14 protein-coding genes are annotated in these 15,363 nt (G+C 59.6%); all 14 read left to right on the top strand.

Annotated elements, in window-relative coordinates:
* Window positions 1–119: 119 nt before the first annotated feature.
* The 14 genes from ACWNZ1_RS01045 (at window position 120) to fliI (ending at window position 15,358) form a co-directional block, all read left to right on the top strand.
* Window positions 120–1,049, top strand: a complete 930-nt coding sequence (locus ACWNZ1_RS01045; RefSeq protein WP_057448529.1) for a ketoacyl-ACP synthase III — start codon at window positions 120–122, stop codon at window positions 1,047–1,049.
* A 251-nt stretch (window positions 1,050–1,300) separates the two neighbouring features.
* Window positions 1,301–2,746 carry a flagellin N-terminal helical domain-containing protein gene (locus ACWNZ1_RS01050; protein WP_256452363.1) on the top strand — a complete coding sequence of 482 codons (1,446 nt, stop codon included), beginning with the start codon at window positions 1,301–1,303 and terminating at the stop codon, window positions 2,744–2,746.
* A 74-nt stretch (window positions 2,747–2,820) separates the two neighbouring features.
* Window positions 2,821–3,177, top strand: coding sequence for a flagellar protein FlaG (locus ACWNZ1_RS01055; protein WP_135844284.1), 357 nt, complete (start codon window positions 2,821–2,823; stop codon window positions 3,175–3,177).
* 81 nt (window positions 3,178–3,258) lie between these two features.
* On the top strand, window positions 3,259–4,644 hold the full coding sequence (fliD, locus tag ACWNZ1_RS01060) for a flagellar filament capping protein FliD (RefSeq protein WP_256452364.1): 1,386 nt from the start codon (window positions 3,259–3,261) through the stop codon (window positions 4,642–4,644).
* 152 nt (window positions 4,645–4,796) lie between these two features.
* Window positions 4,797–5,201, top strand: coding sequence for a flagellar export chaperone FliS (gene fliS, locus ACWNZ1_RS01065; RefSeq protein WP_135844286.1), 405 nt, complete (start codon window positions 4,797–4,799; stop codon window positions 5,199–5,201).
* A 24-nt stretch (window positions 5,202–5,225) separates the two neighbouring features.
* On the top strand, window positions 5,226–5,522 hold the full coding sequence (locus ACWNZ1_RS01070) for a flagellar protein FliT (protein ID WP_135844287.1): 297 nt from the start codon (window positions 5,226–5,228) through the stop codon (window positions 5,520–5,522).
* A gap of 169 nt (window positions 5,523–5,691) precedes the next feature.
* On the top strand, window positions 5,692–7,167 hold the full coding sequence (locus tag ACWNZ1_RS01075; RefSeq protein ID WP_135844288.1) for a sigma-54 dependent transcriptional regulator: 1,476 nt from the start codon (window positions 5,692–5,694) through the stop codon (window positions 7,165–7,167).
* Window positions 7,168–7,294: 127 nt separating this feature from the next.
* Window positions 7,295–8,485 carry a sensor histidine kinase gene (locus ACWNZ1_RS01080; protein WP_178084300.1) on the top strand — a complete coding sequence of 397 codons (1,191 nt, stop codon included), beginning with the start codon at window positions 7,295–7,297 and terminating at the stop codon, window positions 8,483–8,485.
* 5 nt (window positions 8,486–8,490) lie between these two features.
* The gene (gene fleR / locus ACWNZ1_RS01085; protein WP_135844290.1) at window positions 8,491–9,879 is read left to right on the top strand and encodes a sigma-54-dependent response regulator transcription factor FleR; all 1,389 of its coding nucleotides are present in this window, start codon (window positions 8,491–8,493) and stop codon (window positions 9,877–9,879) included.
* A gap of 151 nt (window positions 9,880–10,030) precedes the next feature.
* Window positions 10,031–10,357, top strand: coding sequence for a flagellar hook-basal body complex protein FliE (gene fliE / locus ACWNZ1_RS01090; RefSeq protein ID WP_003199082.1), 327 nt, complete (start codon window positions 10,031–10,033; stop codon window positions 10,355–10,357).
* 15 nt (window positions 10,358–10,372) lie between these two features.
* On the top strand, window positions 10,373–12,157 hold the full coding sequence (fliF, locus tag ACWNZ1_RS01095; RefSeq protein WP_256452365.1) for a flagellar basal-body MS-ring/collar protein FliF: 1,785 nt from the start codon (window positions 10,373–10,375) through the stop codon (window positions 12,155–12,157).
* Window positions 12,150–13,169, top strand: coding sequence for a flagellar motor switch protein FliG (fliG, locus tag ACWNZ1_RS01100; protein WP_003184041.1), 1,020 nt, complete (start codon window positions 12,150–12,152; stop codon window positions 13,167–13,169). Before fliF ends, fliG begins: the two co-directional genes overlap by 8 nt.
* Window positions 13,170–13,176: 7 nt before the next feature.
* On the top strand, window positions 13,177–14,010 hold the full coding sequence (gene fliH / locus ACWNZ1_RS01105) for a flagellar assembly protein FliH (protein ID WP_135844292.1): 834 nt from the start codon (window positions 13,177–13,179) through the stop codon (window positions 14,008–14,010).
* A complete protein-coding gene (gene fliI, locus ACWNZ1_RS01110) occupies window positions 14,000–15,358 on the top strand; it encodes a flagellar protein export ATPase FliI (protein ID WP_135844293.1) in 1,359 nt (452 codons plus the stop codon). Before fliH ends, fliI begins: the two co-directional genes overlap by 11 nt.
* Window positions 15,359–15,363 lie beyond the last annotated feature (5 nt).

Here is a 15,363-nt window from a genome sequence, read left to right on the forward strand (position 1 = left end):
TGAAGGTGGTGGGGCCGTTTGAGTCCCGACGTTGCCTCCTCTGGGGGCCAATTCCTGACTGTAGACGCCCTCGATTCAGCGAGCGGCGGTGTTCAGCTGTTTATTATTGGGAAGCCATAATGATTGGCATAAAAAATATAGCGAGTTACGTGCCGGCGGCCGGGGTTGACAACTACGCCCAGGGTGCAAAGTTCGACAAGGACGAAACCTTCATCCTTGGCAAGATTGGCTCGGCGTTTTTGCCGCGCAAGGGGGCCGAACAGGAAACTTCCGATCTGTGCGTTGAAGCCGTCAATGCGCTGTTTGCCGCCAGTCCTGAACTCAAGCGTGAATCCATCGACTGCTTGATCGTTGTCACCCAGAACGGCGATGAAGAAGGCTTGCCGCACACGGCAGCAATCGTCCAGGACAAGCTGGGTTTGCCGACCCATGTCGCTGCTTTCGATATTTCCCTGGGCTGTTCCGGCTACGTGTACGGCATCTATGCCCTCAAGGGCTTCATGGAAGCGACAGGGTTGAAAAATGGCCTGCTGGTGACCGCCGACCCGTACTCCAAGATCGTCGATCCGGAAGACCGCAACACCACCATGCTGTTCGGCGATGCTGCCACTGCGACCTGGATGGGCGAAAACGCTATCTGGCAGTTGGGCAAGTCGAAGTTTGGTACTGATGGTTCCGGCGCACCGCACCTTAAAGTCAGCGACGGTGTGTTCTTCATGAACGGTCGCCAGGTCTTCAACTTTGCCTTGCTGAAAGTCCCGGCGCATTTGCATGAGTTGCTGGATGAATCGAATCTGCAGGCTGGCGATATCGATGCCTTCTGCATTCACCAGGGCAGCGCAGCCATTGTTGACGCTGTGGCGCGCCGCTTCGATGAGGGCGGTTCGGCAACGTTCGTCAAGGACATGCTCGAGACCGGGAACACGGTGTCCTCGAGTATCCCGCTGTTGTTGCAGAACCATGTGTTCGATTCAAAATGGACGCGCGTGGCCATCAGTGGCTTTGGTGTCGGCCTGTCCTGGGGCTCGGCGATTCTTTATCGCGGCTGACCCTTACGGCCTGTCATCGGCATGGCAAACGCCCGGTAACGCAAGTTTCCGGGCGTTTTGCGTTTTTCTGGCGCCAAAGAATAGCTCTAAATCCTTGAAAATAAAGGGCTGGCAAGCTGCCACTAAAAATTTCCAAAAAAACCCTCAAGCAAAGCACCTTGACGACGATAACTAGTATGTAGGTTCTCTAGGCCACACCCGACGGATGTCAGGGCCGGAAGCCGCAGTATCCATCCAACGAGGATTTCGTCATGGCTTTAACAGTAAACACCAACCAGGCATCTCTGAACGTACAGAAGAACCTGACCAACGCTTCGAACGCGCTGCAGACTTCGATGCAACGCCTGTCTTCCGGCCTGCGTATCAACAGCGCTAAAGACGATGCGGCCGGCCTGCAGATCTCCAACCGTCTGACCAGCCAGATCAACGGCCTGCAGACTGCCATCAAGAACGCCGGTGACGGTATCTCGATCGCACAAACTGCTGAAGGTGCGATGCAAGAATCCACCAACATCCTGCAGAAAATGCGTACCCTGGCCCTGGCTTCCGCTAACGGCTCGCCAAGCGCCGATGACCGTAAGTCGAACAACTCCGAATACGCCGCTCTGACTGCCGAGCTGAGCCGTATCGCTACCACCACTACCTTCGGTGGTCGCAAGATCCTCGACGGTTCGTTCGGTACCACTGCTTTCCAAGTGGGCGCCAACGCCAACGAAACCATCAACATGAGCCTGGGCGACGTGTCGGCCAACAACATCGGCTCCCAGCAGCTGAAAAGCGTGGCCATCGCGCCAAACGCTACCGGTGTTGGCGCTGGTGCGATCGCTATCACTGGCGGTGGCCAGACGGCTAACATCGCTATTGCTGCCGGTCAGTCCGCCAAGACTACCGCTGCCCAACTGAACGGCGCCGTCGGCGGCCTGTCGGCTACCGCCAGCACCGAAGTACGTTTCGGCGTGAACACCGCAGCCATCACTGGTGCTCTTCCAGGTACTGCGAACTTCAGCATCCAGGTAGGTTCGGGCACTGCGGTCAACCTCGTCGGCGTAACCGACACTGCTGGCCTGGCTGACCAACTGAAGTCCAACGCCGCCAAACTGGGCATCAGCGTTAACTTCAACGCCACCACCAACAACCTGGAAATCAAATCCGACACGGGTGAGAACATCATCTTCGCCGGTGCTGACGCCAGTGCTCAGGCTGGTATCACTGTCGCTGCCAAAGACGGTGCAGGTACCTACGGTGCAGGTGTTGCTGCTACCGCCGCTGCTCTGCAGGTGACTGGTGCCGTTTCCCTGAACTCCACCAACAGCTACTCGATGAACGGCGCTGGTGCAACCGGTCTGTTCGTAGCCGCCGGTACTACCGTCAGCTCGACCAAAACCGTGGTTAGCAACACTGACGTGACCACTGCCGCCAACGCGCAAAACGCTGTTGACGTGATCACCCAGGCCATTGCCAACATCGACTCCCAGCGTGCTGACCTCGGTGCTGTACAAAACCGTTTCGACAGCACCGTGGCTAACCTGCGCAGCATCTCGGACAACTCCACCGCTGCTCGTGGTGTGGTCCAGGACGTTGACTTCGCGTCGGAAACCGCTCAGCTGACCAAGCAACAAACCCTGCAACAGGCTTCCACTGCGATCCTGTCTCAGGCTAACCAGCTGCCAAACGCTGTACTGAAGCTGCTTCAGTAATCCCGGCGCTTGGTGACTGACGGAAGGGCGCGTTTACGTGCCCTTTCGTCTTTTCCGTGATGAGGAGATTTAGCATGGACATGAGCGTGAAGTTGAACCTGTCTTATCCGGCTGTTGCGCCTCAGAGCGTAAAACCGGTGGTTACCGGCAACCCGGACCTGCCCAAAGCTGAAGCTGTTGCGTCATTGGCCCCCGAGCCCGAGCCCAAGCGCGAGGATCTGGAAAAGGCTGTAACCGATATTCAGGAGTTCGTCCAGGCTGCCCAGCGCAAACTGGATTTTTCCATTGATGATTCCAGCGGTCGGGTCGTGGTAAAAGTCATCGCTACCGAAACCGGTAACGTGATTCGCCAGATCCCTTCGGAAGCCGCACTAAAACTGGCGCAAAGCCTGTCGGACGCCAGCAACTTGTTGTTCAACGACAGGGTCTGAGCTGGCATGAATTTTGTTGTTGTCGCTGTTTAAGGCGCTCGTGGTCAAGAAAGCGACAGCCACTGGATAAGGAGAGAGATGATGGCAGGTACAACGGTTAGCGGTATTGGTTCGAATATCGATACTCAGTCGATCGTGGCATCTTTGGTAGCCGCTGAAAGGGCGCCGAAGCAGACGCAGATCAACAACCAAACGCTGAAAGCGACTACCTCGCTGTCGTCTATCGGCAAAATCCAGGCGGCGCTGGATGCTTTTCGTGGCGCGTTGGACAACATGAAAACCGCCTCCAGCTTCAGCGGCTTGAGCGGTTCCTCGGCTGACGAAAAAGTCGCTACCGTGACTGCGGGGAACGGCGCGGCAGCCGGCAGTTTTGCGCTGACGGTCACTCAGTTGGCCACCGCGTCGAAGATCTCGAGCAAGGTCTTTGCTGGCGGCGCTTCTTCGGTGGTCAATGCCGGTGCTTCGGCGACCACCCTGAACATCAAGCAGGGTACCAACACGTTCGCCGTCAGTGTTCCTGCTGGCGCGACGTTGCAGCAGGTCCGCGATTCGATCAACTCTCAGTATGCCAACCAGGGCTTGAGTGCCAACATCTTGACCGATGCCAATGGCTCGCGAATGGTGCTGACGTCGACCACCACCGGTGTCGGTTCTGACCTGACCTTGACGGGGGATTCGGGTTTGGAAACCGGGACTTCGGTCCTGGCTGCACCGCAGAATGCCCTGTACACACTCGATGGGCTGGCAATGGAGTCCAAGACCAACACCATCGCCGATGCTGTGAGTGGTGTGACCCTCAAGCTGGTGGGGGCTTCCGTGGTTCCGTCCGGCGGTACCGCAACGCCGACCACCATCACGGTAGCGGCCAGCAGTACGGCCCTGAAGTCGTCGGTCAAGGGGTTTGTCGATACCTACAACGCCCTGATCAAGGCTGCCAACGCCGAGACGCAAGTCACGACCAGTGCTGACGGTACCGTGACGTCCGGTGCGCTGACTGGCGATGCCTCGTTGCGTTCGATGTTGTCGGCGGTGCGTACTGAGCTGAACGCAATGTCGGGTACCGGCCAGTTGAAAGCGCTTTCCCAGTTCGGCGTCCAGACCGATCAGAAAACCGGCCTGCTGTCGGTCAACGACAAGCTGTTTGATGCCGCGGCATTGACCAATGCGGCCGATATCAATGGCATCTTCGCCGGCGATAACGGTTTGCTGGCGCGCATGAAGTCTGCCACTGACAGTTTTGCGGTGAGCAAGACCGGTGTTTTTGCCGCACGCTCGGCCAGTCTGAGTGAAAGCCTGACCGATTTGAAAAAGCAGCAGGACACCCTGGATGCGCGGATGGCCAGCCTGCAAACCAGCCTGTCGGCCAAGTACACGGCCATGGACTCCCTGGTTGCCAAGCTGCGAGCGCAGGGTGACAGCATCATGGCCACGCTCAATGCGCTGAATAAATCGTCAGAAGACGACTGATTCAGATCGGCTGCAAAAGACCCAGGTGGGCTGTCATGACAGCGCCTGGGTTTTTTCATTGAGGGTGGTAAACGCTAAAGTTATGTACCGCTCAGTCGACATAATAGTCAGAGCAATCCTTTTTCACTTGTTGTCTGCTACGAGGTAGAAACATGAATCCCATGAGAGCCCTTCGCCAGTATCAGAAGGTCAATTCCCATGCCCAGATATCTGAAGCCAATCCCCATCGCCTGGTGCAAATGTTGATGGAGGGTGGGCTGGACCGCATGGCCCAGGGCAAGGGCGCCATGGAGCGTGGTGACATCGCACTCAAGGGGTTGATGCTGGGCAAGGCTGTCGACATCATCATCGGCCTGCGGGACGGTCTGAACCCGGAAAAGACCGAAGATCCGGCGTCGCTCCAACAGCTCGACAATTTGTATGCCTACATGATGACGCGCCTGATGGAAGCCAACCGCAATAATGATGCCGCGATCATCGACGAAGTCTCGGGTTTGCTCAGCACCCTGAAAAGTGGGTGGGATGCAATTGCCGATCATGCGACTGCCAATCAATAGGCCGGTAGGTCTGAGGATGCCGTAATGAGTCAAGCACTGCAGCGAATCGAACAAACCCGGGATGCCCTGGTCGATGCCCTGGCCGAGCGTAACTGGGAGGCGATCAGTCAATTGGACATGACGTGCCGTTCCTGCATGGAAGACGTTCTGAGCGAGTCCCAGGTGGATGAGGCAGCGTTGCGGATGAATCTTGAGCAATTGCTGGGGGTCTATCGGCAATTGCTGGAGGCGGCGACAGGGGAGCGTCAGGCAATTGTCGACGAGATGTCGCAGATCCAACAAGCACAGAATGCGGCAAAGGTTTACCATCTATTCGGTTAATGCTCAGTTAATCCGAATGCGGTGCGCCATAAATTTGACTGTGCACGGTTTTTTGACTTAACTAGTAGCTGTTTACAGATTTAAGGCGTCTACAGGCATGACAAGTCTGCAAGCGTCTAGCTTGCCCCCAAATTCCGGGCATTGAGTTGACTAGGGAAGTTGCTATTGCATGTGGCGTGAAACCAAAATTCTCCTGATCGATGACGATAGCGTCCGCCGCCGTGATCTGGCGGTGATCCTGAATTTTCTTGGCGAAGAAAATTTACCCTGCGGAAGCCATGACTGGCAGCAGGCCGTCGGCTCTTTGTCGTCCAGTCGCGAAGTCATTTGCGTCCTGATTGGGACCGTTAATGCGCCCGCGACTCTTTTGGGCTTGCTAAAGACACTCTCGACCTGGGATGAGTTCCTTCCGGTTTTGTTAATGGGCGAAAATTCTTCCCTTGACTTGCCTGAAGACCAGCGTCGCCGGGTTCTGTCCACGCTCGAAATGCCGCCCAGTTACAGCAAGTTGCTGGATTCGCTGCACCGCGCCCAGGTTTATCGCGAGATGTACGACCAGGCCCGCGAGCGCGGCAGGCATCGTGAACCCAATCTTTTCCGCAGCCTTGTCGGCACCAGCCGGGCGATCCAGCACGTGCGCCAGATGATGCAGCAGGTGGCCGACACCGACGCCAGCGTGTTGATTCTTGGCGAGTCGGGCACCGGCAAGGAAGTGGTCGCGCGCAATCTGCATTACCACTCCAAGCGCCGCGAAGCGCCGTTCGTACCGGTCAACTGTGGCGCGATCCCGGCCGAGTTGCTGGAAAGTGAACTGTTCGGCCACGAGAAGGGCGCCTTCACTGGCGCGATCACCAGCCGGGCCGGGCGTTTTGAGTTGGCCAACGGCGGCACGCTGTTTCTCGATGAAATCGGCGACATGCCGTTGCCGATGCAGGTCAAGCTGCTGCGGGTCCTGCAGGAGCGTACGTTCGAGCGCGTGGGCAGCAACAAGACCCAGAGCGTCGATGTGCGGATCATTGCCGCGACCCACAAGAACCTCGAGAGCATGATCGAGATCGGCAGCTTCCGCGAAGACCTCTATTACCGCCTCAACGTATTCCCAATCGAAATGGCGCCACTGCGTGAGCGGGTCGAAGACATCCCGCTGTTGATGAACGAGCTGATTTCACGCATGGAGCACGAAAAGCGCGGTTCGATCCGCTTCAACTCGGCGGCGATCATGTCCCTGTGCCGCCATGGCTGGCCGGGCAACGTCCGGGAGCTGGCCAACCTGGTGGAGCGCATGGCGATCATGCATCCGTACGGGGTGATCGGCGTGACCGAGTTGCCGAAGAAATTCCGCTACGTCGATGACGAAGACGAGCAGATGGTCGACAGCCTGCGCAGCGATCTGGAAGAGCGGGTGGCCATAAACGGCCATACGCCGGACTTCACCGCCAATGCCTTGCTGCCGCCCGAAGGCCTGGACCTCAAGGATTATCTGGGTGGCCTGGAACAAGGGCTTATCCAGCAGGCTTTGGACGACGCCAACGGGATTGTCGCCCGTGCCGCGGAGCGCCTGCGTATCCGGCGCACCACCCTGGTGGAAAAGATGCGCAAGTACGGCATGAGCCGTCGCGAAGGAGATGAACAGGCGGATGATTGACGCCTGTTTTACAACCGCCTGATTTTCAGGCGGTTTTTTTTCGGCACGGGTATTGCTACAGCCCTCGCAACGTTCCGTTTAACTGACGGTCAGCCAAGCGAGAGACACGATGACCCAAGCCGCCCAGATGTCCCCTGTCCCCGAGTCGGGGCTCATGCCATCCGCCGAGCAGGCAAGCCGGCTTGGACTTGAACAGGCATTTTCGCTGTTTAATCAGATGTCCAGCCAGTTGACCGATTCCTACAGCTTGCTCGAAGCCCGGGTCACCGAGCTCAAGGGTGAACTGGCGGTGGTCAGCGCCCAGCGCATGCAGGAACTGGCGGAAAAAGAACGCCTGGCTAATCGCCTGCAAAATCTTCTCGACCTGTTGCCCGGTGGCGTGATTGTCATCGATGCCCACGGCCGCGTGCGCGAAGCCAACCCGGCTGCCTGCGAGTTGCTTGGCCTGCCACTGGAAGGTGAATTGTGGCGGCATGTCATCGCCCGCTGCTTTGCTCCCCGTGAAGACGACGGCCATGAAGTGTCGCTCAAGGATGGTCGGCGCCTGTCCATCTCGACGCGTTCGCTGGATGCCGAGCCGGGGCAACTGGTGTTGCTCAACGACCTGACTGAAACCCGTCACCTGCAAGATCAGCTGGCCCGTCATGAGCGTCTGTCCTCCCTGGGGCGGATGGTCGCGTCGCTGGCTCACCAGATTCGCACGCCACTGTCTGCCGCGCTTTTGTACGCCAGTCATCTGGCCGAACAGCCATTGCCGATGGAAACCCAGCAGCGGTTCGCCGGGCGTCTCAAGGAGCGCCTGCACGAGCTGGAGCATCAAGTGCGCGACATGTTGGTATTCGCCCGTGGCGAACTGCCGTTGACCGACCGCGTAACCCCCAAGGCCCTGCTGCAATCATTGCAGGCAGCGGCGTTGACCCATGTGCAGGATTTTCCGATCCGCTGGCAGTGCGACAGCCATGCCGGTGAAGTGTTGTGTAACCGCGACACTTTGGTGGGGGCGGTGTTGAACCTCATCGAAAACGCAATCCAGGCCAGCGACGGTAATGTTCGCCTGAAGGTGCACTTGTATACCCGCGACAACACCCTGCGCCTGTGTGTCAGCGACAGTGGCAGCGGGATCGAGCCGGCTGTGCTGACGCGCCTGGGCGAGCCGTTCTTCACCACCAAGACCACCGGCACGGGTCTGGGCCTGACCGTGGTCAAGGCCGTGGCCCGTGCGCATCAGGGAGAATTGCAGTTGCGCTCGCGGCTGGGACGCGGCACCTGTGCGCTGGTGCTCTTGCCGCTGTTTTCCTGTGCGCCGGGTGTGGAGTAAAGGTCATGGCGATCAAGGTGTTGCTGGTTGAGGATGACCGGGCCCTGCGTGAAGCGCTGGCCGATACGTTGATACTGGCCGGGCACGATTACGCTGCCGTCGGTTCGGCGGAAGAGGCATTGCTGGCCGTGGCTCGGGAAGCCTTCAGCCTGGTGGTCAGTGACGTCAACATGCCGGGCATGGACGGCCATCAATTGCTCAGCCTGTTGCGTGCCCGCCAGCCTCAATTGCCCGTGTTGCTGATGACTGCCCATGGCGCCGTCGAGCGTGCGGTGGATGCCATGCGGCAAGGGGCGGCGGATTATCTGGTCAAGCCGTTCGAGCCCAAGGCGCTGTTGGACTTGGTGGCGCGCCATGCCCAAGGCAGTCCGGCCGTTGATGGTGAGGGGCCGGTGGCGTTCGAGCCGGCCAGCGCGCAGTTGCTGGAATTGGCGGCGCGGGTGGCTCGCAGTGATTCGACGGTGTTGATTTCTGGCGAGTCCGGCACCGGCAAGGAGGTGCTGGCGCGCTACATTCACCAGCAATCCCGCCGCGCCAGTGAACCGTTCATTGCCATCAACTGCGCCGCGATTCCCGACAACATGCTCGAGGCGACGTTGTTCGGGCACGAAAAGGGTTCGTTCACCGGCGCCATTGCGGCCCAGGCCGGCAAGTTCGAGCAAGCCGATGGCGGCACCATTCTGCTCGATGAAATTTCCGAAATGCCCCTGGGGCTGCAGGCCAAGCTGTTGCGGGTGTTGCAAGAGCGGGAAGTGGAACGGGTCGGTGCGCGCAAGCCCATCAGTCTGGACATTCGCGTAGTGGCGACCACCAACCGCGACCTGGCCGGCGAAGTGGCGGCGGGGCGTTTTCGCGAAGACCTTTACTATCGCTTGTCGGTCTTCCCGCTGGCTTGGCGTCCGCTGCGCGAGCGCACCGCCGATATTCTGCCGCTGGCCGAGCGCCTGCTGACCAAGCACGTCAATAAAATGAAGCACGCGGCCGCCAGACTTTCAGCTGAGGCCCAGGCCTGTCTGATCGCCTATCCCTGGCCCGGCAACGTGCGGGAGTTGGATAACGCTATTCAGCGGGCGTTGATCCTGCAGCAAGGTGGTTTGATCCAGCCTGAGGATTTCTGCCTGGCCGGGCCAGTGGCCTGTGCGCCATTGCCGGTACTGTCACCGGTCACGGCATTCGTGCCGCCGGTGGAGGTGGAGGGCGAATCGGCCGGTGCTTTGGGGGACGACCTGCGTCGTCGCGAATTCCAGATGATCATCGACACCCTGCGCGCCGAGCGCGGTCGTCGCAAGGAGGCGGCCGAGCGCCTGGGGATCAGTCCGCGCACCCTGCGCTACAAGTTGGCGCAGATGCGTGATGCTGGAATGGATGTCGAGGCCTACCTGTTCGCCAGTTGAGTGATGTGCGCCGAATATTCCCTCGTGGGAGCGGGCTTGCTCCCACATGCATTTGTTTCCTGTCGCCATGGAGCTGGCACCCTTGTTGCTAACACCTGTGTACCCGTTGAGTAAGTGTCAAAAAAATGCGGGCCGCCAGAGAGAGTAGACCATGAGCCAAGGTATTGAATTTAATCGGTTGATGCTGGACATGCGCGCCATGCAGATGGACGCCATGGCCCAGCCGAAGTCGGTCGCAGTCCCCCAAGTGGGTGGCAGCAGCTTTTCCGACATGCTCGGTCAGGCCGTCAATAAAGTGAACGATACCCAGCAGGCGTCGAACCAACTGGCCAGTGCTTTCGAGATTGGCAAAAGCGGCGTCGACCTGACGGATGTCATGATCTCCTCGCAGAAAGCCAGTGTCTCGTTTCAGGCGTTGACCCAGGTTCGCAACAAACTGGTTCAAGCCTACCAAGACATCATGCAGATGCCGGTCTAAGGAAACTATTGAGTCATGGCAGAAGCAGCCGCTGATAACGTTCCGGCCAAGGCCACTCCGATAGACGGCAAACCGCCGCTGTTCGGTTTGTCCTTCCTGGAAAACCTCTCCGAGATGACCATGTTGCGTCAGGTTGGCCTGTTGGTCGGCCTGGCTGCCAGCGTGGCGATTGGTTTTGCCGTGGTGCTGTGGTCCCAGCAGCCGGACTACCGTCCGCTGTACGGCAGCCTGGAGGGCCTGGACGCCAAGCAAGTCATGGAAACCCTGGCTTCCGCCGACATTCCTTATACCGTTGAACCCAATTCCGGGGCGTTGCTGGTCAAGGCCGACGACGTCGCCCGCGCGCGCCTCAAGCTTGCGGCCGCTGGCGTGACGCCCACCGATGGCAACATCGGTTTTGAGATTCTCGACAAGGACCAGGGCCTGGGTACCAGCCAGTTCATGGAAGCGACCCGTTATCGTCGCGGCCTGGAAGGCGAGTTGGCGCGCACCATTTCCAGCTTGAACAACGTCAAGGGCGCTCGCGTGCACCTGGCAATTCCGAAAAGCTCGGTGTTTGTGCGCGATGAGCGCAAACCGAGTGCTTCGGTACTGGTTGAGCTGTATTCGGGCCGCTCCCTGGAGCCTGGCCAGGTGCTTGCCATCGTCAATCTGGTGGCGACCAGCGTCCCAGAGCTGAGCAAATCACAGATCACGGTGGTCGACCAGAAAGGCAACCTGTTGTCTGATCAGGCGGAAAACTCCGAACTGACCATGGCCGGCAAGCAGTTCGATTACAGTCGTCGCATGGAGGGGATGCTGACCCAGCGGGTGCATAACATCCTGCAACCGATCCTGGGTAACGATCGCTACAAGGCCGAAGTCTCGGCTGATGTGGACTTCAGTGCCGTCGAGTCGACCTCCGAGCAGTTCAATCCGGATCAACCGGCGTTGCGCAGCGAGCAGTCGGTGAACGAGCAGCGTACCGCCAGTAATGGCCCGCAAGGTGTGCCGGGTGCCCTGAGCAACCAGCCACCGTCGCCGGCCAGCGCGCCGCAAACCACTGGTGGTGCCACCGCGGCCGCCGGCATGGTGCAGCCAGGCCAGCCGCTGATCGATGCCAATGGCCAGCAGATCATGGACCCGGCCACCGGCCAGCCGATGCTGGCGCCGTATCCGGCCGACAAGCGTCAACAATCGACCAAGAACTTCGAGCTTGACCGTTCCATCAGTCACACCAAGCAACAGCAGGGCCGTTTGAATCGCCTGTCGGTGGCCGTGGTGGTGGACGATCAGGTCAAGGTCAATCCGGCCAACGGCGAAACCAGTCGTGCGCCGTGGACCACTGACGAGTTGGCGCGCTTCACCCGACTGGTGCAGGACGCCGTGGGTTTCGATGCCAGCCGTGGCGACAGCGTCAGCGTGATCAACGTGCCGTTCTCCTCGGAGCGCGGTGAAGTGGTCGCCGAAATTCCGTTTTATTCGCAACCCTGGTTCTGGGATGTGGTCAAGCAAGTATTGGGTGTGCTGTTCATCCTGATACTGGTGTTTGGCGTGCTGCGTCCGGTGCTCAACAACATTACCGGTGGCGGCAAGAACAAGCAGTTGGCGGGCTTGGGTGATGTAGAGCTGGGAGGCATGGGCGGCCTGGATGGCGAATTGGCCAACGATCGCGTCAGCCTCGGCGGGCCGCAGAGCATTCTGCTGCCAAGCCCGAGCGAAGGCTATGACGCTCAGTTGAACGCCATCAAGAGTCTGGTGGCAGAAGACCCGGGTCGTGTGGCCCAGGTCGTGAAAGAGTGGATTAACGCAGATGAGTGATAATCGAGCCGCTGTTGCCAAATTGTCCCGGGTCGACAAAGCCGCGATTTTGTTGCTGTCCCTGGGTTCGACCGATGCCGCCCAAGTGCTGCGCCACATGGGGCCCAAGGAGGTCCAGCGGGTGGGCGTGGCCATGGCGCAGATGGGCAACGTGCACCGTGAGCAGGTCGAACAGGTCATGAGCGAGTTCGTCGACATCGTCGGCGATCAGACCAGCCTGGGCGTCGGTTCCGATGACTACGTGCGCAAGATGCTTACCCAGGCCCTGGGCGAGGACAAGGCCAACGGCCTCATCGACCGGATTCTGCTGGGTGGCAATACCAGCGGCCTGGACAGCCTCAAGTGGATGGAGCCGCGTGCCGTTGCCGACGTGATCCGTTACGAGCACCCGCAGATCCAGGCGATCGTGGTGGCTTATCTCGATCCGGACCAGGCCGGTGAAGTGTTGGGCAACTTCGACCATAAAGTGCGCCTGGACATCATTTTGCGGGTGTCGTCGCTCAACACCGTGCAGCCAGCGGCCCTGAAAGAATTGAACCAGATCCTCGAGAAGCAGTTCTCGGGCAATTCCAATGCCTCGCGCACCACCCTGGGTGGTATCAAGCGTGCGGCGGACATCATGAACTTCCTCGACAGTTCGATCGAAGGTCAGTTGATGGACTCGATCCGCGAAGTCGACGAAGACCTGTCCGGTCAGATCGAAGATCTCATGTTCGTGTTCAACAACCTGTCCGATGTCGACGACCGCGGTATTCAGGCACTGTTGCGCGAAGTGTCCTCCGATGTGCTGGTGCTGGCCCTCAAGGGGTCGGACGAAGGCGTCAAGGAGAAGATCTTCAAGAACATGTCCAAACGAGCGGCCGAACTGTTGCGCGACGACCTCGAGGCCAAGGGCCCGGTGCGCGTCAGCGATGTGGAAACCGCACAGAAGGAAATCCTCACCATCGCCCGCCGTATGGCCGAAGCCGGAGAGATCGTTCTCGGTGGCAAGGGCGGCGAAGAGATGATCTAAGGTCGTTATGTCTGCCAAGAGTGATGATTCACCCAGCGACCTGATCCGCGCCCGGGACGTCGGTGGTTTCGACGTCTGGTCGCTGCCCAGCTTCGACCCCCACGTGCCCGAGCCTGAGCCGGAGCCTGTGGAGGAGTTGCAGGAAGAAATTGAGGAAGTGCCACTGGAAGAGGTCCAGCCACTGACCCTCGAAGAAGTCGAGAGCATTCGCCAGGAGGCTTATAACGAAGGCTTCGCGGTCGGCGAGAAGGAAGGTTTCCACAGCACCACCCTCAAGGTTCGTCAGGAAGCCGATGTGGCGCTGACGGCCAAGCTGCGGGCGTTGGAATCGCTGATGCTCAACCTGTTCAATCCCATCGCCGAGCAGGACACCCAGATCGAGAAATCACTGGTGGACCTGGTGCAACACATCACCAAACAGGTGATCCAGCGCGAACTGGCGATTGATTCGAACCAGATCGAACACGTCATGCGTGAAGCCCTCAAGCTATTGCCGCTGGGCGTGGGCAATGTGCGGCTGTACATCAACCCCCAGGATTTCGAGCTGGTCAAAGCCTTGCGCGAGCGTCATGAAGAAACCTGGCGCATCGTGGAAGATGCTTCGTTGCTGCCCGGTGGTTGCCGTGTGGAAACCGAGCACAGCCGTATCGATGCAACGGTTGAAACCCGCATCAGCCAGGTCATGGCCAAACTGTTCGATCAACTGCACGAACAGGCCCTGCACCCGGCGGCCAGTGATTTGAGCCTGGAGTTACCGGACGAGCCCAAGGTCGCCACCAGTATCGATCTGGATGGCGCCCAATCAATTGTTTCTGAGCCGGACGGCCACGATGCGCCTTGAGCGAACCAGCTTCGGCAAGCGCCTGGGCAGCTACGCCGAGGCCACCGAACTGGCCGGCCAGCCGATCCTGGAAGGGCGCCTGCTGCGCATGGTCGGCCTGACGCTGGAAGCTGAAGGCTTGCGTGCCGCCATGGGCAGTCGCTGCATGGTGATCAACGACGACAGCTATCACCCGGTGCAAGTCGAAGCCGAAGTCATGGGTTTTTCCGGCAGCAAGGTCTTTCTGATGCCGGTGGGCAGTGTGGCCGGCATCGCCCCTGGTGCGCGCGTGGTGCCCCTGGCCGACACCGGCCGACTGCCCATGGGCATGGGCATGCTTGGGCGCGTGCTGGACGGGGCCGGACGTGCCTTGGACGGCAAGGGCGGGATGAAGGCTGAAGACTGGGTGCCGATGGACGGCCCAACGATCAACCCCCTCAAGCGCGACCCCATCAGCGTGCCGCTGGACGTGGGCATCCGTTGCATCAACGGTTTATTGACGGTTGGGCGCGGCCAACGTCTTGGCCTGTTCGCCGGTACCGGGGTGGGCAAGAGTGTGCTGCTGGGCATGATGACCCGATTCACTGAAGCCGACATCATCGTGGTGGGGCTGATCGGCGAGCGGGGCCGCGAGGTGAAGGAGTTCATCGAGCACATCCTGGGCGAAGAAGGGCTCAAGCGTTCGGTCGTAGTGGCCTCGCCAGCGGACGATGCTCCACTGATGCGGCTGCGGGCCGCCATGTACTGCACACGCATCGCCGAGTATTTTCGCGACAAGGGCAAGAACGTCCTGTTGCTGATGGATTCGCTCACTCGTTTCGCCCAGGCCCAGCGGGAAATCGCCCTGGCCATTGGCGAGCCTCCGGCGACCAAGGGTTATCCGCCGTCGGTGTTTGCCAAGCTGCCGAAACTGGTGGAGCGCGCCGGTAACGCGGAAAAGGGCGGCGGCTCAATCACGGCGTTCTATACCGTGCTGTCGGAAGGCGACGACCAACAAGACCCCATTGCCGACTCCGCACGGGGCGTGCTCGACGGGCACATTGTGCTGTCCAGGCGCCTGGCCGAAGAAGGGCATTACCCGGCCATCGACATCGAGGCGTCCATCAGCCGGGTCATGCCGTCGGTCATCAGTGCCGAACACATGAAGCGTGCCCAGCAGTTCAAGCAATACTGGTCGCGCTATCAGCAAAGCCGCGACCTGATCAGCGTCGGCGCCTACGTGCCCGGCGGCGACCGTGAGACCGACACCGCCATCAATCTTTATCCGGCCATGGCCGTTTACCTGCGCCAGGGCTTGAACGACAACATCGGCATGGGTGCCAGTGAAGCGCACCTGCAGAGCATTTTTACCCCGGTCGCAGGCACGTAACCGGC

This window comes from Pseudomonas sp. CFBP 5748 (assembly GCF_053850495.1).